A 21,781-nucleotide genomic window follows, 5' to 3' on the forward strand; every position below is an offset into this window, starting at 1 on the left:
TATGTCAGGGCTTGGGGGCGACGCCCCCGAAGGGCGACACCCCGGTGTCGAGCTGCGCCGAGCCTTCCACATCGGACATGCGGGCCGGGTTGGCCGACACCAGCGAGGCCCGTGGGACAGGTGGGGCCGCACTGTACGGTGCGGCGCGCGTCACGGGCAGTCGTTCTACCGATGCCGATGCTTGATCCTTCAAGTCATGATCGACTTATGACTGTGCCCGTGGTGCCCGAGGATCAGCGCTGGACCGGGTCGGCGGCGGTGCCTCCGCGCCGGCCCCGGCGACACTGGTGGTGGGTGCTCGGGGTGGTGGCCGGGCTGGTCGTGATCGCTATCGGGCTTGGTGTCGCTTTTGTCCGGCCGGCTGGGGAGGTGGCGGCCGAGACGTACGTGGCGGGGGTCGCGGTCGGCGGTCTCGACGAGGCCGAGCTGAGGAAGACGCTCGACACCACTGTGCGGCAGAAGGTCGAGCGGCCCGTCACCGTCGAGGCCGGCGACGACAAGTTCGCCGTCAATCCGGGCGAGGCCGGCATCAAGCTTGACGTCGAGGCGACCGTACGGGACGTCGAGATGACCCGTCTGCGACTGCCCGGATCCAGGTCGCGGCATGACGTGACACCGGTGATCACGGTCGACGAGAGCGCGGCCAAGAGCGCCCTCGACGCCAAGGTGAAGCCGTTCAACCAGGCCGCCCGTAACGCGTCGGTCAAGTTGGCGCCGCCGCCGACGGTGATCGACGGCAAGGGCGACCTGTCGTACACGGCCTCGGCCAAGGGGGTGACCGTCGACAAGGGCACGCCCGGTCGCGGGGTGGACACGAGCGACGCCGTGACGAGGCTCGCCGACACCGTCCGTGACGGGGGCACGTCGCTGAGGCTCTCCGTGACGACGCTGAAGCCGGGCCAGGCGAACCCCAAGCTGGCCGGGGTCGACCAGCTCATCGGCACCTTCACCACGTACCACCCGTGCTGCGCGCCCCGGGTGACCAACATCCACCGGATCGCCGAGCTGATCGACAACACGGTGGTGCCGGCGGGCGGGACGTTCTCGCTCAACGACGCGGCCGGCGAGCGGACCAAGGCCAACGGCTTCGTGGCGGCCCCCGCGATCGTCGACGGCGAGCTGGAGGACCAGCTCGGCGGTGGCGTCTCGCAGTTCTCGACCACGCTGTTCAACGCGGCCTGGTTCGCCGGGCTCGACATCGAGAAGCACCAGCCGCACTCGCTCTACATCAGCCGCTATCCCCCCGGCCGCGAGGCGACCCTGGACTGGCGCTCCATCGACAACGTCATCAAGAACGACACCGACGCGCCCTTCGTCATCCGTGCCCGCACCACCGACACCTCGGTCACGGTCGGCATCTACGGCCACACCGGCGACCGCACGGTCTCGTCGGTCACCGGCCCCCGCCAGCCCCGCGGCGACACCGGCGGCTTCCGCGTCTCCGTCAAGCGCACCATCACCGACGCTGGCGAGGTCACCGGCACCAACACCATCAGCTGGACCTACCAGGGCCTGGACTGATGCAACCTCGACCCCGCCCACGGCCCTGACCCCCGCGCTCCACCGCCACACCTCATCCCCACCCTGCGGCCGCAACCCGCCGCACCCACCTCCACCCGCGGCCCAACCCACCGCGACCCCCACCTCCACCTCGCGGCCTGGACTGACCGCGGCGCGAGTGGGTACAAATGCACCGGTGAAGACCATCGCGCGCGCGGTAGTGGCCGGAGGCCTCGTCCTTTCCCTGGCCGCCTGCAGCTCCAACGAGCCCGCTTCGTCCGGAGCAAATCCGACAAATTCGAATTCGGACCAGGCGGGCGGGTCGGCGGCAAGCGGGTCGGCGGCAAGTGGGCCCGCCGGGAACGGCCCGGCCGGCAGCACGACCACGGCGAACGTCACCCTGGCGGCGACCCTGGTCAGCGGCGGCAACGGCCAAGCGCCCTTCGACCAGCCCCGTCAGCTCCAAGCCCCCACGGGCTGGAAGGTCAGCGTCTACGCCCGCATCCCCAGCGCCCGCCTCCTCGCCTGGACGCCCGACGGCAAGCTGCTCGTCTCCCGGCCCAAGTTCGGCGACGTCCTCTCCGTGCGCCAGGGCACCCAGACCACCCTGCTCAAGGGCCTCAACCAACCGCACGGCCTGGCCTTCCAGGGCGCCACGCTTTACGTCGCCGAGAGCGACAAGGTCAGCACCTACACGTACGCCGACGGCCGCGCCACCGGCCGGAAGACCGTCGCCGACGGCCTCCCCGACGCCAAGAGCCCGGATCTCGGCGGCGCCTACGCCCACGCCCTCAAGTCGGTCGCTGTCGGCCGGGACGGCGCCGTCTACATCTCGATCGGCTCCACCGGCAACGTCTCCGCCGAGGACCGCGACGCCAGCCCCGCACGCGCCGCGATTCTCCGCGTCCCGCCCGGCGGCGGAAAGCCCACGACTTTCGCCAGCGGTGTCCGCAACGGCACCGGCCTGGCGATCGCCCCCGACGGCTCGGTCTGGACGGCCGTCAACAACCGCGACAACATCGCGTATCCGTACGAGGGCGACGACCAGGGCAAGGTCATCACGTCGTACGTCAATGACCACCCGCTGGAGCCCCTGGCCAAGCTCACCCAGGGCCGCGAGCTGGGCTGGCCCTACTGCAATCCCGACCCGGACCTGAAGACGAACAACTACACCGACCGTCCCTTCGTCCGTGACTACGAGATGAACCGCGACGGCAGCAAGCTCGACTGCTCGAAGCTCCCGCCGGTCGAGCAGGGTATGGGCGCCCACTCCGCTCCCCTGGGCCTGGCCTTCGGCGACGCCGGCGCGCTCGGCGCCGGCGCCCTGGTCGGCATCCACGGCTCGTGGAACCGGCAGCCGCCGCGTGCGCCCGAGGTGTCGTTCTTCGCCTGGCGCGACGGCACGCTCGGCCCGCAGCAGACGATCCTGACCGGCTTCCAGGCCGGGGACGGGTCGCGCTGGGGCCGGCCGGTCGCGGCCGTCGTGGGTCCGGACAAGGCGCTGTACGTCAGTGACGACTACGCCGGCGCGATCTACCGGGTGACCATGTCCTGACGTTTGCGGCCGGCGCCTCAGGGCACTTCGGGCCCCATGCGTGCTTTGGTCCTGGGCTGTTCCCTGAAGTCGTCCGACACCGAGTCGAGCAGCGAGTTGCTGGGCCGCGAGGTGCTGGCCGCCCTGGCCGATCACGACGTCGAAGGCGAGATCCTGCGCGTCGTGGACCTGGGCGTCAAGTTCGGGGTGACGACCGACGAGGGCGACGGTGACGGCTGGCCGGGCGTACGGCGGAAGCTCCTCGACTCCGAGATCCTGGTCATCGCCACGCCGATCTGGATGGGTCAGCCGTCCAGCGTGGCCAAGATGGTGCTGGAGCGGCTGGACGCGGAGATCTCCGAGACCGACGATCAGGGGCGGCCGTCGATGTACGGGAAGGTGGCGGCCGTGGCCATCGTCGGCAACGAGGACGGCGCCCACCATGTGACGGCCGAGGTGCAGCAGGCGCTCAACGACGTCGGTTTCACCATCCCGGCCGGTGGGGCCACCTACTGGGTGGGTGAGGCGATGGGGTCGGTCGACTACAAGGACGCCGGCCCGAAACCGGACACGACCGGCGCCACCACGAAGAAGCTCGCGGCGAACCTGGCGCACGTCGCCCGGCTGCTGACCGACAACCCGTACCCCGCTTCTTAGCGCACGTTGCCGTCGAGCCAGGCGCGGATCGGCTCGCTCGCGCGGAAGAAGTCGACGACGCGCTTCTTGGCCGCGGCCGTGCCCAGCCAGGGCGCCGGCGCCCAGTCCTTCCAGGTGGAGAGCCCCTTGTGGCGCAGCAGCTCGATCCGCGGGTGGTCCTTGGGGTAGCCGCGGGGCGCCGTCTTGAGGCTGTCGTGCCCGACGACGTCGACCGTGCCGTCGGCGATGAGTTTCGCGAGGTCGCCGCCGGTCAGGTCGTTGTCGACGGCCCGGCGGTAGCGGTCGAGCTGCTCGGGCTCCATGTGGTAGATGCCCGAGCCGGCCGCGAGCCCGTCGGCCGACAGCTGGATGTAGCCGCCGAACTCGAGCCACGCCCCGAGATGCGTCTTGTACGGGGTCTTGTCCTTGCTGAACCGCACGTCCCGGTACGGCCGGAAGATCTTGCCGGGCCCGAACTCCGGCTCGAGCTCGTCCAGCAGCTCCCGCATGGGCCCGCGCACCTGCTGCTCGTAGAACTCGAGGTGGGCGGTCCAGTACGTCTTCGAGTTGTCGGCGCCGAGCCCCTCGTAGAACTCGAGCGCCTCGCTGGGCCAGCCGCGGAAGCTCATGAGCGGGCCGCGCTGACGAACAGCTCGACCAGGTCGAGGGTGGCCTCGCCGGTCCAGACGATCGAGGCGAGGGCGAGGGCGATCGGCACGGCGTAGAGGATACGGGGCGTGCGGGCGGCGCCGGGTTGCAGGAGCCGGGCCACCCGTCGCGGGATCACCCCGCCGGCCGCGGCCGCGTGCAGGTGGGCCGGGGTGCGCGGGGCCGTCCCGGCCAGCGCGGCGGCGCCGATCGCGCGGGCCACGAGGGTGCGGCTGCCCAGCTCGGCCGCGGCCCGCTCGTCGGCCGCCCGCTCGATCAGGTAGTCCACGTGACGCCCGACCCACCACAGGGCCGGGTGGGCCGCCACCGCGAGGTCGGCCGCGCGGGCCAGCCGGTGGTGGCGCTCGGTCAGGTGCGCGTTCTCGTGCGCGAGCAGCGCCTCGAACTGACGCTCGGTGAGCGCCTCGCGCATGCCGGTCGTGACCACGACCCGCCCCGGTTGCCCGGGCACCGCGAACGCCCGCGCTTCTTCGTCGTCGACCATGAGCAGCCCGGCACCGCCGGCCGGGATCGCCGCCAGCACCCGCCGGTGCCGCCGCAGCCGCCAGGCCAGGGCGACCACCGCGTACGCGAGCAGGGCGATGCTCAGCCAGGGCACGAACGGCACCCGCTCGGTGTCCTCGTAGACCACCCGGGTCGACCAGCCGAGGAGGCCGCCCACCACCGGGATCTCGGCCACCGCGTGCAGCGCGAACAGCACCAGGTTGAAGGTGCTGGCCGCGGCCACCGCCAGCGCCGACCAGGCCACCGCCCGGGCCGCGGCGGCCGGGGCGAGCCGGTCGGCCAGCCACCGCACGGCCAGGACCACCAGCGGCGGCACCACGACAACGGACCAGAGGAAGTGATCCAGCATGCTTCTCCCCCTCCACAGACTGACCCGACTCTAGCCCTCGGCCCCGGGACCACCATGGCATCGCGGTGCGGTGCGACACGGTCTGCCCATCGGGGAGTTCGCGATCGGCTGGCCGGTGTTCCGGCTGACCAGTGTCCATTGACATGTGTGAATTGATGGCGTAAACCGTTGTTAACGTTCACACCCGCGTGACTCCCCAGGCAGCGGTGGCTGCTTCGCGCGTACAGCGAGAGAGGGTCATCATGCGTTTACGGTCACTGTGGCGGGCGGTCGCCGCGGCCGGGCTGGTAGCGGCGGGGCTGGTCGCCGGGGGTGGTGCGGCGAGCGCGGCCGGGACCGGGCCGTGCGACATCTACGCCGGCGGCGGCACCCCGTGCGTCGCCGCCCACAGCACGACGCGGGCGCTGTTCGGCGCGTACGGCGGGTCGCTCTATCAGGTCCGTCGCTGGTCCGACGGCGCCACCTCGAACATCGGGGTGCTCAGCGCCGGCGGCTATGCCAACGCCGCCGCGCAGGACTCGTTCTGCTCCGGCACCTATTGCACGATCGTGCGGATCTACGACCAGACGTCGCGGCACAACGACCTGACCATCGCGCCCGGCGGCGGGGCCAACCCCACCGCCGACCAGGGCGCCAACGCGGCCGCGCTGCCGGTCACGGCCGGTGGGCACAAGGTCTACGGCGTCTACATCTCGGCCGGCAACGGCTACCGCAACAACGCGACCAACGGCATCGCCACCGGCAGCGCGCCCGAGGGCATGTACATGGTCACCGAGGGCACGCACGTCAACGACCGCTGCTGCTTCGACTACGGCAACGCCGAGACCAACAACATGGACACCGGCAACGGCGACATGGACGCCATCTACTTCGGGAACCTGTGCTGGTTCTCGCCCTGCTCGGCCGGCCCGCGGGTCGCCGCCGACCTGGAGAACGGCCTGTTCGCCGGGGGCAACGGCTCGTGGACGGCCAACACCGGCCGCAACAGCGCCTTCGTGACGGCCGTGTTGAAGAACAACGGCACGTCGACGTACGCCATCAAGGACGGCAACGCTCAGTCGGGCGGCCTGAGGACCCAGTACAACGGGGCGCTCCCGACCCAGTCGGGCTACCGGCCGATGACCAAGCAGGGCGCGATCATCCTGGGCATCGGCGGCGACAACAGCAACGGCTCGGTCGGCTCGTTCTTCGAGGGCGTGATGACCAGCGGCTACCCGTCGGACGCGACCGAGAACTCGGTGCAGGCCAACATCGTGGCGGTCGGCTACGGCAAGAGCGTCACGTTCCCGGTCGACGGCGCCACCTACCGCCTGACCAACCTGGCCGCGGGCAAGGTGCTCGACGCGGTCGACTGCGGCACGGCCAACGGCACCGGCGTCCAGGTGTGGCAGTCGCTGGGCAACACATGTCAGCAATGGCGCTTCACCAGCGTCGGCGCCAACAAATGGACCATCACGAACGTCAACAGCGGCAAGGTGCTCGACGCCGTGAACTGCGGGCTCGCGCTCGGCACGGCGGTCAACCTGTGGCAGTCGCTCGGCAACACCTGTCAGCAGTGGGCCGTCATCCCGGCCGGCAACGGCCGTTACGAGCTGGTCGTCGAGAACAGCGGCATGGTCCTGGACGACCAGAACTGCGGCACCGCCAACGGCACGAAGGCCCAGCTCTGGATGTGGCTGAACAACACCTGTCAGCTCTGGTCGATAGCGCCGTAACGATCGCCGGGTTGCCGTGGGCGGGTCGCCGGCCCGCCCACGGCGCGTCAGACGTCGACGCTGGTGAACTGCTTGCCGGCCGTGTTGACGACCCGGACCGACGCCACGTCGGCCGGGGCGATCAGCGCGCTGCCGTTGAGGGTGGTGCCGCCGGTCTCACCGGCCGGTGACACCATCCAGCTGCCGGCCTGCACGGCATAACCGTCCTTGCCCACCACCTCGAGGATGCACTTCTCCCCGGCCGGGATGCCGGAGACGGCCGCGGTGACCCGCACCCAGCCCGGCGCGGGGGCCACCGCCGCGGTGATCCGGGCGCCGGTGGCGGCGTCGACCGCCGTCCCGGTCCGCGTCCCGGGAACGTCGGTGGGCAGCACGGAAGGGATCGGCGGTTGCGCGACGGGGGCCTCCGGAGCCGTGAGCCGGCCGGCGATCACCCCGCCCCCGATCACCGCGACCGCGACGACCGCGGCGGCCGAGGCGAGCAGCGCCGTGGATCTCCGGCGCCGCCCGGACGACTCCTGACGAACCTGCCGCAGCGTGCGCTGCAGCAGGAGGTCACCGCCGTCGGGCGGCCCCTCCATCAGCATCTCCTCGGGCACCGCTCCCAGGGCGGCCTGCCAGCTGCGCAACGACTCGACCTCGTCGCGGCACTGCGCACACCCCGCGAGGTGCTCCTCGACTTCCCGGCGCTGCTCCGGGCTCAGCGTCTCGACCAGGTAGCCGGCCAGATCGACGTGCTCGCCGGACGGCTCGGTCTCCGACCAGGGCCTCATGGTTTCACCTCCCTCACCGCTGTAGACACGACGTGGGTACGCCGGCGGTTCATCCTGATCTCGCGCCGGCGGTGTCGTCGCACGCGCGTCCGCTGTTGAGGCAGGTCACCACTCTTTTCATCAGGGGGTCGGGCATGAGGTTGACCATGAAGCCGTGGTCGGTGAGCGGGCTGTAGCGCTGCCCGTCGAACGCGTCGATCCGGTAACGGGCGCCGGCCGGCACGGCGTACGTCATGGAGATCTCCAGGTGCGGCACGGCGAAGGTGCCGGCCGCGCAGCCCCCGCCGGCGGCCGGGAAGCTCATCTGCTGCCGGTGGTTGGGGCTGTCCAGCTGGCGCCCGTCCCAGCAGCTCGGGAAGTCGAAGATCCGTACCACCTCGGCGCCGTCGTCACACATGGGGTACTTCATGGTCGTCTTGTCCGGGGTGTTCGAGCAAGACCAGGCGGCCCGGGCCTGGGCGCCACCGTCGCTGTACGCGTACGCGTCGCCCACGGCCACCACGAGCAGGCGCGGCATGGCGACGACCGGTCCGCGCGGGTTGCCGCGATAGGTCATGGTCAGCGACGTCGGCGCCAGCGCCGGGCCGTGGTGCTGCTCGGTGCCGCCGAGCCGCAGGACGGGCCAGTAGTATGTCGACTCGTCCCCGTTCGTACAGGTGGTGGGCTGCCCGGGCAGGTCGTCCACGCTGGACCCGGGCTGCACCGCACGGTTGCCGACGAAGTCGTGCTCGTGGTGGGCCGGACCGGGGACGCCGGGCGTGACGACCGGGTTGCCGGTGTTGCGGTGGCCGATCTGGTTGCGGCCACAATCCCAGACGTACGAGCCGGTGGAGGCGCCGTCGACCGGCTGCGCGGCCGCCGGCACGGGTGCGGCGTCCGACATGGACGTGTAGAAGTCGCGGTCGTCGTCGCGTACCCCCAGGAACGTGACCGACGCGCTCAGAACGACCACCGCCAGCGCGGCCTCGACCGCGAGCCAAGGTCGTCCCATCGACATCCCTCTACGGTACGCAGCGCGCCGCCATGGTCACTGTCCGGCCACGAAATTTCTCGATGAGAAAACTTGCGCATTGGGCATACATTGAGGAAACTTGTCTGCAGCACTCATCGAATCTTCAGGAAAGGCACAGGGCCATGGACGGCGCGACGCAGGTGATCGGCGACCGCCTGCAAGACCTGCTCAAGGTCATCCGGCTGCTCAAGCAGCAGCGCTCGGCGGAACGGCCGGCGATCCCGGCCGGGCTGGTCGGGCTGCTCGGCCAGATCGACCGCACCGGGACCGGCTGCCACGCGCGCGAGTTGGCCATCCGGACGTCGCTCGACCCGTCCACGATCAGCCGGGCCGTGGCCACGCTCGTCACCGACGGGCTGGTCGTGCGCGAGCCCGACCCGCACGACGGCCGGGCCAGCGTGCTGGTCACCACCGAGAAGGGGCGGCAGGCGATGGCCGAGGCCCTGCAGTGGTACCTCGGCTCGATCGGACAGGCCCTGGCGGACTGGACACCCGCGGAGATCGAGGCGTTCAGCGCCGGACTCGCCCGCTTCACCTCAGCGCTTTCCTCAGCTTCAACCACTGCTCCAACCACGCAAGACCGCACGGAGGCCGCGGCATGACCACTGCTCCACCCCAACCGGCGACCACGGGCGCCGCCGAGCCGATGAACCACCGGCAGACCCTCGAGGCCCTGAGCGGCCTGCTGCTGGTGCTGTTCGTCGCGATGCTCAGCAGCACCGTCGTCTCCACCGCGCTGCCGAAGATCATCGGCTCGCTCAACGGGTCGCAGACCCAGTACACCTGGGTGGTCACGGCCACCCTGCTCACGGCCACCGCGACCACGCCCATCTGGGGCAAGCTGGCCGACCTGTTCAGCAAGAAACTGCTAATCCAGCTCTCCATCGTGATCTTCGTGGTCGGCTCGGTGGTGGCCGGCTTCAGCCAGTCGGCCGGGGCGCTGATCGGCGCCCGCGCCTTCCAGGGCATCGGCGTCGGCGGCCTGCAGGCCCTCGTGCAGGTGGCGATCGCGGCGATGATCCCGCCCCGCGAGCGCGGCCGCTACAACGGCTACCTCGGTGGCGTGATGGCCCTGGCTACGGTCGGCGGCCCGTTGCTGGGCGGCCTCATCGTCGACACGTCGTGGCTGGGCTGGCGCTGGTGCTTCTTCATCGGCGTGCCGGTCGCGGTCATCGCGCTGATCCTGCTGCAGCTGACGCTCAACCTGCCGGTGATCCGGCGGGCCAATGTGAAGATCGACTACCTGGGCGCGACGCTCATCGCGGCCGGGGTCAGCCTGCTGCTCATCTGGATCTCGTTCGTCGACAGCTCGTTCGCCTGGCTCTCCTGGCCGACGTACGCCATGGTCGGCGGCACGATCGTCCTGCTCGGCCTGGCCGTGTTCGTGGAGTCCAAGGCGGCCGAGCCGATCGTGCCCCTGCCGATCATCCGCGAGCGCAACACCGCGCTGGCCATCATCGCGAGCCTCGCGGTCGGCATGGCCATGTTCGGCGGCGCCGTCTTCCTCGGCCAGTACTTCCAGATCGGCCGCGGCTACAGCCCGACCGAGGCCGGCCTGCTGACCATCCCGCTGATGGCCGGCGTGCTCGTCACCTCCATCATCAGCGGCCGCCTGATCACGGCCAGCGGCAAGATCAAGCCGTACATCGTGGCCGGGGCGATCCTGCTGGTCGGCGGCTTCGCGGTGCTGTCGCCGATCGACCACGAGACCCCGTTGTGGTACATGGGCGCCGGCATGTTCCTGATCGGCGCGGGCGTCGGCATGAGCATGCAGAACCTGGTCCTCGCGGTGCAGAACAGCGTCTCGCTCAAGGACATCGGCGCCGCCAGCTCGACCGTCGCGTTCTTCCGCTCCCTGGGCGGCACGATCGGCGTCTCGGTGCTGGGCGCGGTGCTGGCCCGCCGCGTCGCCGACCAGATCACCCAGGGCCTGACCGCGGCCGGCATCCCCGCCTCGGGCAGCGGCGACGGCAGCAGCAGCCTCAACCTGGCCGCCCTGCCCGACCCGATCGTGCACATCGTGCGGGCCGCCTACGGCGACGCCACCGGCCACATCTTCCTGATCTCGGCCGTCATCGGCGTGGTCGGCATCATCGCGGCGATCCTGCTCCGCCCGGTCATGCTCCGCACCAGCATCGACCTCCCCGACGAGCTGAAGGCCGCCGCCGTGGCCGCCGACGCCGCCGACGGCGCGGGCATCGACCTCAACCGCACCGACAAGGACACCCCGGCCCGCAGCTGAGCTCAGCGCATCACCCGGCGGACCCGGAGGCCCACCCCTCCGGGTCCGTTCTCTGTCAGTAGCCGACATCCCGGCGGCGCACACCCGTGTAGCCGGCCGTCACGAGCCAGACCACGGGCAGGTAGGTGACCCCCATCCCGGCGAGCCTCGGCACCTGACCCAGGTCGGACACGGTCAGCCCGTCCGCCATGCCGGCGCGGCCTGATGACGGCTGAGGCTCGCCGCAGCGCGGCTGGGCGGCAAGGGTCAGCCCTGGTGGGCGGCCTCGGCCAGGCGGGTCAGGGCGGGGAGGGCCCCCACGATGGCGGCCTTGTCGTCCGGGTCGAGACCGTCGAACAGCTTGTCGAGGGTCGCCTCGTAGTGGGCGTGGGTGCGCTCGACGAGGGCGCGGCCGGCGGCCGTGGTCTCGACGAGGACGCCGCGGCCGTCGGTCGGGTCGGGGAGGCGTTTGAGCTGGCCGGCCTTCTCCATGCGGCCGACCAGCTGGGTCATGCCGGGCTGGGAGGCGCGCTCCAGGCGGGCGAGATCGGTCAGCCGGATCGGGCCCTCGCGGCCGAGCCGCCGCAGCACCGAGAGCGCCACCGGGCTGGGGTTGTCCGGTCCTTCGAGCTGGCGCAGGAAGCGCACCAGCTGACCGAGCACCGGCAGCAACTGCGCTCCGCGACTGACGTGTTCCATAATCTCATTATGCACACCGGGTCCAGCGCGGGAGATCACGGCCAGGAGCACCGGTGAACAGGCAGCCTACCGCCTGAGAGACGACAGCACCCGCCGGCCGGAGCGCGGATCATGGGCGCGGACAGGATCAGGACCAGGCCGGGTGCGATCGCCGGCGGGACGCTGGTTCGCACCGGCGACGGCACGATCGTCGTGGTGGCCGGAGGCGCGGCCGCCCACGAGGCCTCGCCTTCGCCGACGTGCCGTCCGCCCGCGAAGCCTCGCCTTCGCCGACGTGGCGTCCGCCCGCGAAGCCTCACCCGCAACGACGTGCCGTCCGTGCGCCCGGCCGAGCCCGACTGACCGTGCGGGGCGGTCAGGGGACGACGGTGACCGGCCAGCGGCCGCAGCGGACCAGTTTCACGGCCAGGGAGCCGGCGATGCGGTGCAGGAGCTTGGCCGAGCGGCCGACGATGACGGCGTCGGCGCGGGCCTCGCGGGCGGCCTCGATGAGCTCGCTGAAGGGCTCGCCGGTGCGGATCACCAGGCGCGCCTCGATGCCCAGCTGCGGGGCCTGGGCCAGGAAGGCCGCGCGGAGCTCGCGTTCGATCTCGTCCTGGGCCGCGATGGCGGTGACGGCGGCGGCGCCGCTGTCGTCGGCCAGCGGGACCATGGCGGCGGGGGCCTTGCGGACGTAGACGGCGACCAGCCGGCAGCGTTGCCGGCGGGCCAGGCCGGCCGCGTAGGCCGCGGCCCGCAGCGACGACGTCGAACCGTCGATGCCGACCAGGATCGCCCCGGGGCTGTCGGCGTGGAACTCGGACACTCGCTCGCCGCCCATACTGAACGCCTTCCGTTCACTTACCGCCAAGGGTAACGTGACGGTAACCGTTCAGCAATGGAAGGGAGGGGCCGATGAGCGCGACGCCGTCACCGGGGCGGCCCCGCGACCCGGAGGTCGATCGCCGGATCGCCCGGGCCGCCCTGGACGTGTTCGGCGACGCCGGATGGGCCGGGTTCGCGATGGAGGTGGTCGCGCGGCGGGCCGGGGTCGGCAAGGCCTCGCTCTATCTGCGGTGGAGCAACAAGGAGGCGCTGCTGGCCGACGCGCTCACCGAGGGTCTGCCGCGGGTCAGCGACGTCGACACCGGCACCCTGCACGGCGACCTGGTCGAGCTGGCCACGCAGATGCTCGACCTCTACTCGGGGCCGGGCAGCCGGGCCGCGATGCGGCTCTCCCTGGAGGCGGGCGCGATCCCGGGCATCGCCGAGCACTACCAGGCGACGCGTACGGCCCAGATCCTGGCCGCCCGCGCGATCGTGCGCCGCGGCATCGACCGGGGCGAGCTGCCGGCCACGGCCTCGGTGACGTTGCTGCTCAACACGTTGATGGGCGGGGCCATGATGCACGCGCTGACCACCCCGCCGGAGAAGCGGGCCGCCCTGGCCCGCAACACCACCACGCACGCGCGCAAGCTCGTCGACTTCCTCGTCCACTCCGTCACCGCGGGAGCCGGCGCGTGACCGACAAGACACCCCAGGACCGGACCAGCGCGGGAGCCGGCGCGTGAACCACAAGACACCCCGGGGCCGGGCGAGCGCGGGAGCCGGCGCGGCAGAAGTCACGGGGCAGGCTCAGTGGCGGGCGTGGCAGGAGCGGGTGCTGCCGCCGGTCGAGCAGGTGCGGCCCGACGTGTGGTCGATCCCGGTGCCGATCCCGCACAACCCGCTGCGCTACACCATCAGTTACGCGTTCCTGGACGACGGCGGTGTCCTGCTGGTCGATCCGGGCTGGGACTCCCCCGCCGGCCGGGCCGCGCTGGCCGGCGGTCTGGCGGTGGCGGGTGCGGCCACGCAGCGAGTGGCCGGGATCGTGCTCACCCACGTACATCCTGATCATCATGGGTTGAGCGGATGGGTGCGGGAGCAGAGCGGGGCCTGGATCGGCATGCACCCGGCCGAGGCCCGGGCGCTGCCGAGCCGGCTGTGGAGCGACCGGCGGCCGGAGCAGGACCGGGACTGGCTGCGGGGCAACGGTGTGCCCGAGGACGAGCTGGCGGCCGTGGCCATGGCGGCCGACCGGATGAGCGGTCTGCTGGCCATGGCCGAGCCGGACCGGGCCGTCGAGGACGGCGATCTGCTGCCGCTGGCCCGCCACGAGGTCCGCGCCGTGTGGACGCCGGGGCACACGCCCGGGCATCTGTGCCTGCACGACGCGAACGCCGGCGTGCTGCTGACCGGTGACCACCTGCTGCCGCGGATCAGCCCGACGGTCGGCATCCACCCCGGTAACGAGGGTGACCCGCTGACCGCCTACCTGGAATCGCTGGAGCAGACCGGCAAGTTCGCGGCCGAGGAGGCGCTGCCCGCCCACGAGTACCGGTTCCGCGGCATCGACGGGCGGGCGGCCGCCCTCGTCCGCCACCACGGCGACCGCAACCACGAGATTCTGCGCGTCATCGCCGAGCTGACGGCGCCCACGGCGTGGGACATCGCCGCCGCGCTGACCTGGTCGCGTGGGTGGGCGAGCCTGCACGGCCTGATGCGCCGGATGGCGCTCGCCGAGACCCTCGCCCACCTGCACCACCTGGCACAGACCCAGGCTGTACGCCCGTCGCCCGGCCCACCCACGACATGGAGCCTCGCGTCTCGCTGACGACGCGCCCCGCCGATGAAGGTGCGCGCCTCAATGACCAGGCGCCCGCGGACGAGGTGCAGGCCTCACTGACCACGCCCCGCCTACGAGGCGCGCGCCTCGCTCACCACCCGGCCCCGCTCGGAGGCCGGGAAGCGGTCGAGCATGGCGCGGACCTCGGTGGCGTCGGTGTTCGCGCCGAACAGCTCGGTGCCCGGCTCCATCCGTACGCCTTCGGCCAGCAGCCCGGCCACCACCGGGTCGAAGCCGAGCGTGTCGATGAGGGCGGCCACCTCGGCCACGGCGCCCGGGTCGTCGCCGGCCAGCGCGATCGCCTTGCGGCCCGGCTCCCCGGCCGGCCGGGACTCGCCCTCGACGTCGTGGTAGCCCATGTGGTTGAACGCCTTCACCACGCGCGAGCCGGGCAGGAACTCCTGCACGATCTCGCTGGAGGAGGTGCGCGGGTCCGTGAGGTCGTCACGGATCCCGTCCACCTCCCACCAGTAGTTCATGGCGTCGACGACCGTCTTGCCGCTGAGCGCCCCGACCGGAAGAGTCGTGTACTTGCCGAGCGGCAGGGCGAGGATCACGATGTCCGCCCGCTCGGCCGCCTCCAGGGCGGTCACCGCGACCGCGCCGGGCGTGATGATCTTCACGATCAGCGCGATCTTCGCCGGGTCGCCGGAGCCGGCCACCAGGACGTCGTACCCGTGGGCCAGGGCCAGCCGGGCCAGCACGGTGCCGAGCTTGCCGGCGCCCAGGATGCCAACGGTCGTCATCAGTTCTCCGTCATCATGTCGCGGACCATGGGCGCCACCTTCGAGCCGAACAGCTCGACGGCGTGCGAACGGTTGCTGACCGGCTGCGCGCCCACCGTGTAGATCAGGTCGAAGCGGCCCACGCCGAGCGCCTTGACCGCGTGCGTGATCTTGCGGGCAACCGTATCCGGCGAGCCGACGTAGAGCGAACCGTGGCTCACTTCCTGGTCGAACTGGGCCCGCTGCAGGGGCGGCCAGCCGCGGAGGGCGCCGATCCGGTCCATCTGCGTCTTGTAGTACGGGTAGAAGCGCTCCTTGGCCTCCTCGTCCGTGTCGGCGATGAAGCCGGGCGAGTGCATGCCGACCGGGTGCGCCACGGTGCCGAGTTGCTCGGCCGCGCGCTGGTAGAGGTCGACGTACGGGGCGAAGCGCTCCGGCTGCCCGCCGATGATGGCCAGCATGAGCGGCAGCCCGTGCTGGGCCGTGCGCACGACCGACTGCGGCGAGCCGCCGACACCGACCCAGGTGGCCAGCCGGCCCGACTCGGTCTTGGGGAAGACGTCGGCGTCGGTCAGCGGCGCCCGGGTCGTACCGCTCCAAGTGACCGGCTGCTCGTCGAGCAGCTTCACGAACAGGTCGAGCTTCTCCTCGAACAGCACGTCGTAGTCGCTCAGGTCGTAGCCGAACAGCGGGAACGACTCGGTGAAGGAGCCGCGGCCCAGGATCACCTCGGCCCGGCCGTTGGACAGCGCGTCGACGGTGGCGAAGCGCTGGAAGACGCGGACCGGGTCGTCCGAGCTGAGCACGGTGACGCCGGAGCCGAGCTTGATGCGCTTGGTGCGCCCGGCGATGCCGGCGAGCACCGTCTCCGGGGTGGAGATGCTGTACTCGGGCCGGTGGTGCTCGCCGAGCGCGATGGCGTCGACGCCGAGCTCGTCGGCCATGACGGCCTCGTCGACGACCTGCCGGATCGCCGCGGCGTGCGAGAGACCCTCCGGGACGTCGCCGAACGTGTCGAGACCGAGGATGAGATCGGTCATGGCCTGCCTCCAGGTGATTGACGTGTCAATCGCTATGATGGACGTGTCAACGACCGGAGGTCAAACTTTATGCCCGGCACCCGTCGCCTCCCGACGAGGGAGCAACTCACCGCGTGGCGCGACTTCTTCGAGACGACCGAGGTGCTGCGCTCGCGCATCGGCACCCGCCTGCACGACGAGACCGGCCTGTCGCCGGGTGACTATTCCGTCCTGCTGGCCCTGACCGAGGCCGATGGCGGCCGCTTGCGCTCCTCGGAGCTGGCCGCCGAGATCGGCTGGGAACGCAGCCGGCTCTCCCACCACCTCGGCCGCATGGAGCGGCGGGGTCTCATCCGCCGCGAGGAGTGCGTCACGGACAACCGCGGCGCGCATGTCATCGTCACGACCGCCGGTAAGACCGCGTTCGACGCGGCCACCATCCCGCACCTGAAGGCCATCCGCGAGCTGTTCGTCGACGCGCTCACCCCGGAGCAGATCAGCGCGGCGGCCGAGATAGCCGCCGCACTGCGGGCGCGCCTAGGTCAGCCGTAACGTCCAGCGGTAGGCCTGGACCAGGCGGGTGTCGAAGCCGGAGGCCGAGCCCCACAGGAAGATGCGGAAGCGGCGGTAGAGCTCGTCACCCCAGCGGGCCACGATCTCCTCGCGGCGGGCGTCGAGGCGCTGGGCCCAGGCGCGGCAGGTCAGGAAGTAGTTGTGCCGGTCGTCCTCGACGTTGAGGAGCTCGAACGGCGAGTGCGCCACGTGCCGCAGGTACGAGTGGAGCAGCAGCGGGGCCGAGCGGCCCGGGTAGACGTACTGCTTGAAGAAGGTCGAGGCGGTGTGCTTGCGCCGCATCGCGAGGGCGTCGAGGTAGACCTTGCCCTCGGGGCGCAGCAGACGCGCGTAGGTCTGAAGTGTCGCCCTGTAGTCCGGGAGGTGCTCGGTGACACCCATGTTGACGATGGCGTCGAACGGCCGGTCGTTCTCGTAGCGCAGGATGTGCTGGCGGACGACCGTGACCGGCAGTTGCTCGCGCTCGAAGAGGTCCTTGAGGAAGCGCTCGGACTCGGCGGCCAGGGTGACCGTGGTGACGTCGATGCCGCGGCGGGCCGCGTGCTCGGAGAACGCGCCCCAGCCGCCGCCGACCTCGAGGACCCGGTCGCCCGGCTTGACGCCGATGGCGTCGAGCGCGATGTCGAGCTTGCGGGTCACGGCGTCTTCCAGGGGCTCGTCGTCCGCGGCGAAGACGCCCTGGGTGTAGCAGCGGTGCCGGGAGTCCAGGAAGGTCAGGAAGAAGTCGGAATCCTCGTCGTAGTGCTGGGAGATGGCCCGGTTGTCGTGCTCCGTCCTGCCGTGCCACAGCGACGGCATCCAGCGCCCGAGGAAGGCGATCGGATGCAGGTCGGAGAAGAAATCCCGCATGCTCAGCACCGCGGCCAGGTCACCGTCGACGTCGAGATGACCGCGGAGGTACGCCAGCGCGACCTGCAGCTGATCGAGGGAGAGCAGGGCGTCGCGGCCCTCCTCGTCGCGCACGATCACCGTGTAGCGGGGTGGGGCGTCGCCCGTGACGCCGAAACTGTGGGTGGCGCCGTCGTGGTCCAGGACCTGGAACGGCACGGGGGTGCGCTCACGGAAGAACTCGTCGTAACGCCGGCCGATGACGTCGGCTGTGGCTCGCCGCCTCATGCCGCGATCATTACACGATTCCGGTCTCAATTGAACGGTGGCCGATTGACCCCGTAGCGGGCGTGGATCTGGGAGGCCCGCAGCTCGGTGCGCGCGACCACCATGCCCACGGTGGCGAGCACGATCGCGGCCCCCAGCAGCCCCCAGAAGAGCGGATTGAACGGCATCAGCGCGGCGAACAGGCCGCACCAGCCCACGGTCATCGCGCCCAGCCCGGCGGTCAGCCGCAACTCGTGCAGCAGGTCGTGCAGCGTGCGGTGGGCGCCGGTCTCGTCGCCGAAGTGCGACGGCGGCGACCATTTCTTGGTGATCCACAAACCGATGAAGGTGCCGAACCAGAACGCGCCGAGCCAGAGATTCCACGCCTTGGCGTTGCCCAGAAAGAACGCGCCGGGGATCTCCAGGGAGGCGATGGCGAACGGCAGGAAACAGTCGAGAAAGGAGGGTGCCCAGCGCAGCAGAATGCTCATCGTCAGGTAGTAATAGAACACCGAGACGAGCACCATCAGCATGGCCGCGCTCTGCACACCCACCAGGAGGCTGGGCCGGGCGAACGTGTTCTGCGCGAGCAGGCCCAGCGCCACGCCCTGGATGATGCTGATGATCGTGATGAAGGCGGTCGGCGAGACGTCGAGCGAGCGGCGGATCAGCACGTCCCGGGTGAGCGCCTGAATGGCCTCGCCGCGCTCGGGCAGATCGGCCGGATAAACCGGCGCGGCATGCGAGCGCCGGGCCGGCGCCGGGATGAACTCGCGCGGATTCACCGGCCGCCGGTCATACGTCATCGGGTCCGGCCGGCGCCGTCTTCCCGTTCGCGATTCCGCTGTCACGACAAGCATCATGCCGACCCGGTCAATAGACCGACTTGACTAGCCAGGATGCTATGGAAAATGCGATTTCCCAGCTCGCGGCAAAGGTGGCGCCGAACACCCATCACGCACCGTCGTCCACTCACCACGGACGCGAATGTTTAGGCCTTGAAGGCTAGTACTCGCCGCACAAACCGACATTTGACGTCGGCTTCGAAACGTTGCGATAGTTTTCGAATGAGTGGAGCTGAGCGACGGGCCACCCTGGCGGCGGTGGCCCGGGAAGCGGGCGTCTCGGTGCCCACGGTCTCCAAGGTCGTCAACGGCCGGACGGACGTGGCCGCCGACACCCGGGCCCGGATCGGCGCGCTGCTCGCGAAGCACGGCTACGTCGGCCGCACCCAGGGCACGCCCACCGGCGTGCGGACCGTCGACATGGTCTTCGACGCCATGGAGACGCCCAACAATCTCAAGATCCTCAAGGGCGCGCTGGAGGCCGCGGCCGCCGAGGACGTGGACGTCGTGGTCGGGCTCGTGCCGCAGGACCCGCGCGGTGCGGCCTGGGCCCGGCGTACCGCCAGCGCCCACCGCGAGGGCGTCGTGCTGGTCACCTCGAGCATCACCTCGAAGCAGTGGGAACACTTCGTCGAGCGCGGCATCCCCATCGTGACCATCGACCCGGTCGACGTCCCCTCCCCGGAAATTCCGAGCGTCGGCGCCACCAACTTCCAGGGCGGCATGGCGGCCACCACGCACCTCACCGGCCTCGGGCACCGGCGGATCGGCTTCATCGAGGGGCCGCCGGAGCGCGGCGTGAGCATCGCCCGGCTGCACGGTTACCAGGCCGCGCTGTCGCAGGCCGGCCTCACGCCCTCCCCCGGCCTGGTCCGTTCCGGCCCGTTCACCTTCGACGCCGGATTCGCCGCGGCCACGGCCCTCCTGACGTCGGACGAGCAGGTCACGGCCCTGTTCGCCTGCAACGACACGCTCGCGCTGGGGGCGATCGAGGCCGCCCGCACGCTCGGCCGGCGCATCCCGGAGGACGTCAGCATCGTCGGCTTCGACGACATGCCGGTCTCCCAGTGGTCGGCGCCCCCGCTGACCACCGTGCGCCAGCCCTTCGCCGAGATGGGCCGGGTGGCCATGCGGCGGCTGCTGCGGCTGGCCGGCGGCGAGCCGCTGGACTCGCCCCGGGTGGAGCTGGCGGCCGAGCTGATCGTCCGGAAGTCGACCTCGAAAGTTTCGAACGTTGACTGAGAATGTTTCGCAAAGTTACGTTGGAGGCCGCCCCCTTTGAGAAAGGCCTGACATGACGCTCCTCCACGTGGCGACCACCGGATCCGATGACGCCGAGGGCTCGGAGAAGCAGCCCCTCCGGACCATCAACCGCGCCGCCGAGCTGGCCCGCCCCGGTGACACCGTCATCGTGCACGCCGGCGAGTACCGGGAATGGGTCACGCCCCGCCGCGGCGGCCTCAGCGACGCCCGCCGCATCACCTACACGGCCGCCGAGGGCGAGCACGTGGTGATCAAGGGCTCCGAGCGGATCACCGACTGGGTCTCCGACGGCGGCACGGTCTGGAAGGCGACGGTCCAGAACAAGATCTTCAACGGCTTCAACCCGTACGCCGAGGAGGTCGCCGGCGACTGGATCGTCTACCCGGCCGGCGCGCCCCGCAAGCACCTCGGGGACGTCTACCTGAACGGCCTCAGCTTCTACGAGGCCGCCTCGCGGGCCGACCTCGACAACCCGGCCGCGCGCACCACCGTGCTCGACAACTGGACCGCCCTCGACGACCAGGTCCGCAACGTCGAGCAGACCAAGCTGGTCTGGTACGCCGAGGTGGGCGCCGAGACCACGACGATCTGGGCCAACTTCCAGGGCGCCGACCCCAACACCGAGCTGGCCGAGATCAACGTCCGGCGCTCGGTGTTCTACCCGCTCGTGCCGCACCTGGACTACATCACCGTGCGCGGCTTCGAGCTGGCCCAGGCGGCCACCCCGTGGACCCCGCCCACCGCCGACCAGCCCGGCCTGATCGGCCCCAACTGGGCCAAGGGCTGGATCATCGAGGACAACGTCATCCACGACGCCAAGACCTCGGCCGTCTCGCTCGGCAAGGAGGCCTCGACCGGGCACAACTACGCCACCGAGCGCGGCGACAAGCCCGGCTACCAGTACCAGCTCGAGTCGGTCTTCTCGGCCCGGCAGATCGGCTGGGACAAGGAGCACATCGGCTCGCACGTGGTGCGCCGCAACACCATCTACGACTGCGGCCAGAACGGCGTCGTCGGCCACCTCGGCTGCGTGTTCTCGACGATCGAGGACAACCACATCTACAACATCGCGCTCAAGCGTGAGTACTACGGCTACGAGATCGGCGGCATCAAGCTGCACGCCGCGATCGACGTGCAGATCCGGCACAACCGCATCCACGACACGTCGCTCGGCATCTGGCTCGACTGGCAGACCCAGGGCACCCGGGTCACCCGAAACGTCTTCTACAACAACAACCGGGACCTGTTCATCGAGGTCAGCCACGGCCCGTTCCTGGTCGACCACAACGTGCTGGGCTCCCGCGCGTCGTACGAGTCGTTCAGCCAGGGCGGCGCGTTCGTCGGCAACCTGTTCGCCGGCACCGTGCGCCTCGAAGCGGTGATGGACCGCGCCACCCCGTACCACCAGCCGCACAGCACCCAGGTCGCCGGCTACGCGTACATCCGCGGGGGTGACGACCGCTACATCGGCAACATCTTCGGAGGCGGCGAGCTCACGCAGGCGTACGGCCACGGGGGTGACGGCGAGGCGCTGCCGTCCTACGGCCTCGGGGGTTACAACGAGCACCCGGCCTCGTTCGACGAGTACCTCCAGCGCATCAACGACCAGCCGCCGGGCGACCACCAGCGCTACCTGGACGTGCTGCAGGCCGTGTACGCCCGCGGCAACGTCTACGCCACCGGCGCCGAGCCGTTCAACGGCGAGACCGGCCCCCGGGTGATCGGCGACGCCACGTTCCGCGTGGTCGAGGAGGGCGACGAGGTCTACCTCGAGACCGACCTGCCGGCCGCCTTCGACGAGGCCCGCTTCACCGCCGTCGGCGGCCGCGACCTCGAACGGGTCCGCTTCGCCGACGCCGACTTCGAGGAGCCGGACGGCACCCCCGCCGTCATCTCCACCGACCTGACCGGCACCCAGCGCCCGTCGGACCAGCCCGCCGCGGCCGGCCCGATCTCGACGCTGGCCTCCGGAAGCACCCGCACCCGCATCTGGTGATCCAGG

The 21,781-nt window shown here is 70.9% G+C and carries 23 protein-coding genes; 11 read left to right on the forward strand and 12 right to left on the reverse strand.

Annotated elements, in window-relative coordinates; translation table 11 throughout:
• Positions 1–4: 4 nt before the first annotated feature.
• Positions 5–154, reverse strand: a complete 150-nt coding sequence (locus AB0J66_RS08405) for a hypothetical protein (protein WP_364657256.1) — start codon at positions 152–154, stop codon at positions 5–7.
• A gap of 53 nt (positions 155–207) precedes the next feature.
• On the opposite strand from AB0J66_RS08405, the gene AB0J66_RS08410 reads away from it, so the two are divergent.
• From AB0J66_RS08410 to AB0J66_RS08420, 3 genes are all read left to right on the forward strand, one after another.
• Positions 208–1,521, forward strand: coding sequence for a VanW family protein (locus tag AB0J66_RS08410; RefSeq protein ID WP_364657259.1), 1,314 nt, complete (start codon positions 208–210; stop codon positions 1,519–1,521).
• A 175-nt stretch (positions 1,522–1,696) separates the two neighbouring features.
• Positions 1,697–3,055 carry a gluconolaconase gene (locus AB0J66_RS08415; protein WP_364657261.1) on the forward strand — a complete coding sequence of 453 codons (1,359 nt, stop codon included), beginning with the start codon at positions 1,697–1,699 and terminating at the stop codon, positions 3,053–3,055.
• A gap of 36 nt (positions 3,056–3,091) precedes the next feature.
• Complete coding sequence (locus AB0J66_RS08420) at positions 3,092–3,691, forward strand: NAD(P)H-dependent oxidoreductase (protein ID WP_364657263.1); 600 nt, start codon at positions 3,092–3,094, stop codon at positions 3,689–3,691.
• On the opposite strand, the gene AB0J66_RS08425 is transcribed toward AB0J66_RS08420, so the two are convergent.
• Entirely contained in the window at positions 3,688–4,299 is a 612-nt protein-coding gene (locus AB0J66_RS08425; protein ID WP_364657266.1) for a DUF2461 domain-containing protein, read from the reverse strand. The genes AB0J66_RS08420 and AB0J66_RS08425 overlap by 4 nt on opposite strands.
• Positions 4,296–5,192 (reverse strand): M48 family metalloprotease, encoded by an 897-nt coding sequence (locus AB0J66_RS08430; RefSeq protein WP_364657269.1) that lies wholly within the window; start codon positions 5,190–5,192, stop codon positions 4,296–4,298. Before AB0J66_RS08430 ends, AB0J66_RS08425 begins: the two co-directional genes overlap by 4 nt.
• 242 nt (positions 5,193–5,434) lie before the next feature.
• On the opposite strand from AB0J66_RS08430, the gene AB0J66_RS08435 reads away from it, so the two are divergent.
• Positions 5,435–6,907: an arabinofuranosidase catalytic domain-containing protein gene (locus AB0J66_RS08435; protein WP_364657272.1), complete on the forward strand. Its 1,473-nt coding sequence runs from the start codon at positions 5,435–5,437 to the stop codon at positions 6,905–6,907.
• 47 nt (positions 6,908–6,954) lie between these two features.
• On the opposite strand, the gene AB0J66_RS08440 is transcribed toward AB0J66_RS08435, so the two are convergent.
• Entirely contained in the window at positions 6,955–7,680 is a 726-nt protein-coding gene (locus AB0J66_RS08440; protein WP_364657274.1) for a zf-HC2 domain-containing protein, read from the reverse strand.
• A 49-nt stretch (positions 7,681–7,729) separates the two neighbouring features.
• On the reverse strand, positions 7,730–8,671 hold the full coding sequence (locus AB0J66_RS08445; protein ID WP_364657276.1) for a DUF1996 domain-containing protein: 942 nt from the start codon (positions 8,669–8,671) through the stop codon (positions 7,730–7,732).
• 143 nt (positions 8,672–8,814) lie between these two features.
• Between AB0J66_RS08445 and AB0J66_RS08450 the strand changes: the two genes are divergently transcribed.
• Both AB0J66_RS08450 and AB0J66_RS08455 read left to right on the forward strand, forming a co-directional pair.
• Entirely contained in the window at positions 8,815–9,294 is a 480-nt protein-coding gene (locus tag AB0J66_RS08450) for a MarR family transcriptional regulator (protein WP_364657279.1), read from the forward strand.
• The gene (locus tag AB0J66_RS08455) at positions 9,291–10,934 is read left to right on the forward strand and encodes an MFS transporter (RefSeq protein ID WP_364657280.1); all 1,644 of its coding nucleotides are present in this window, start codon (positions 9,291–9,293) and stop codon (positions 10,932–10,934) included. The genes AB0J66_RS08450 and AB0J66_RS08455 overlap by 4 nt, the downstream gene beginning before the upstream one ends.
• Positions 10,935–10,989: 55 nt before the next feature.
• Here the strand turns inward: AB0J66_RS08455 and AB0J66_RS08460 are convergent, their stop codons facing one another.
• The 3 genes from AB0J66_RS08460 to AB0J66_RS08470 form a co-directional block, all read right to left on the reverse strand.
• A complete protein-coding gene (locus AB0J66_RS08460; RefSeq protein WP_364657283.1) occupies positions 10,990–11,124 on the reverse strand; it encodes a hypothetical protein in 135 nt (44 codons plus the stop codon).
• Between the two features lie 56 nt (positions 11,125–11,180).
• The gene (locus tag AB0J66_RS08465) at positions 11,181–11,612 is read right to left on the reverse strand and encodes a MarR family transcriptional regulator (RefSeq protein WP_364657285.1); all 432 of its coding nucleotides are present in this window, start codon (positions 11,610–11,612) and stop codon (positions 11,181–11,183) included.
• A gap of 355 nt (positions 11,613–11,967) precedes the next feature.
• On the reverse strand, positions 11,968–12,432 hold the full coding sequence (locus AB0J66_RS08470; protein ID WP_364657287.1) for a universal stress protein: 465 nt from the start codon (positions 12,430–12,432) through the stop codon (positions 11,968–11,970).
• Positions 12,433–12,506: 74 nt separating this feature from the next.
• Between AB0J66_RS08470 and AB0J66_RS08475 the strand changes: the two genes are divergently transcribed.
• Both AB0J66_RS08475 and AB0J66_RS08480 read left to right on the forward strand, forming a co-directional pair.
• Positions 12,507–13,115, forward strand: coding sequence for a TetR/AcrR family transcriptional regulator (locus AB0J66_RS08475; RefSeq protein ID WP_364657290.1), 609 nt, complete (start codon positions 12,507–12,509; stop codon positions 13,113–13,115).
• A gap of 43 nt (positions 13,116–13,158) precedes the next feature.
• On the forward strand, positions 13,159–14,247 hold the full coding sequence (locus AB0J66_RS08480) for an MBL fold metallo-hydrolase (protein ID WP_364657293.1): 1,089 nt from the start codon (positions 13,159–13,161) through the stop codon (positions 14,245–14,247).
• Positions 14,248–14,330: 83 nt separating this feature from the next.
• Here the strand turns inward: AB0J66_RS08480 and AB0J66_RS08485 are convergent, their stop codons facing one another.
• The gene (locus AB0J66_RS08485; RefSeq protein WP_364657295.1) at positions 14,331–15,005 is read right to left on the reverse strand and encodes an NADPH-dependent F420 reductase; all 675 of its coding nucleotides are present in this window, start codon (positions 15,003–15,005) and stop codon (positions 14,331–14,333) included.
• Positions 15,005–16,024, reverse strand: coding sequence for an LLM class flavin-dependent oxidoreductase (locus tag AB0J66_RS08490; RefSeq protein WP_364657298.1), 1,020 nt, complete (start codon positions 16,022–16,024; stop codon positions 15,005–15,007). The genes AB0J66_RS08485 and AB0J66_RS08490 overlap by 1 nt, the downstream gene beginning before the upstream one ends.
• Positions 16,025–16,093: 69 nt before the next feature.
• Between AB0J66_RS08490 and AB0J66_RS08495 the strand changes: the two genes are divergently transcribed.
• Positions 16,094–16,555, forward strand: a complete 462-nt coding sequence (locus AB0J66_RS08495; protein WP_364657301.1) for a MarR family transcriptional regulator — start codon at positions 16,094–16,096, stop codon at positions 16,553–16,555.
• Here the strand turns inward: AB0J66_RS08495 and AB0J66_RS08500 are convergent.
• Positions 16,541–17,692: a class I SAM-dependent methyltransferase gene (locus AB0J66_RS08500; protein ID WP_364657304.1), complete on the reverse strand. Its 1,152-nt coding sequence runs from the start codon at positions 17,690–17,692 to the stop codon at positions 16,541–16,543. The two genes, AB0J66_RS08495 and AB0J66_RS08500, sit on opposite strands and share 15 nt — an antisense overlap.
• Before the next feature lie 26 nt (positions 17,693–17,718).
• Positions 17,719–18,477 carry a hypothetical protein gene (locus AB0J66_RS08505; protein ID WP_364657307.1) on the reverse strand — a complete coding sequence of 253 codons (759 nt, stop codon included), beginning with the start codon at positions 18,475–18,477 and terminating at the stop codon, positions 17,719–17,721.
• A 261-nt stretch (positions 18,478–18,738) separates the two neighbouring features.
• Between AB0J66_RS08505 and AB0J66_RS08510 the strand changes: the two genes are divergently transcribed.
• Together AB0J66_RS08510 and AB0J66_RS08515 are read left to right on the forward strand one after the other, a co-directional pair.
• A complete protein-coding gene (locus AB0J66_RS08510; RefSeq protein WP_364657310.1) occupies positions 18,739–19,758 on the forward strand; it encodes a substrate-binding domain-containing protein in 1,020 nt (339 codons plus the stop codon).
• Between the two features lie 52 nt (positions 19,759–19,810).
• Positions 19,811–21,775, forward strand: a complete 1,965-nt coding sequence (locus AB0J66_RS08515) for a right-handed parallel beta-helix repeat-containing protein (RefSeq protein WP_364657312.1) — start codon at positions 19,811–19,813, stop codon at positions 21,773–21,775.
• The last annotated feature ends 6 nt before the right edge of the window (positions 21,776–21,781 follow it).

It is taken from the genome of Actinoplanes sp. NPDC049598 (assembly GCF_040675435.1).
Taxonomy (GTDB): domain Bacteria; phylum Actinomycetota; class Actinomycetes; order Mycobacteriales; family Micromonosporaceae; genus Actinoplanes.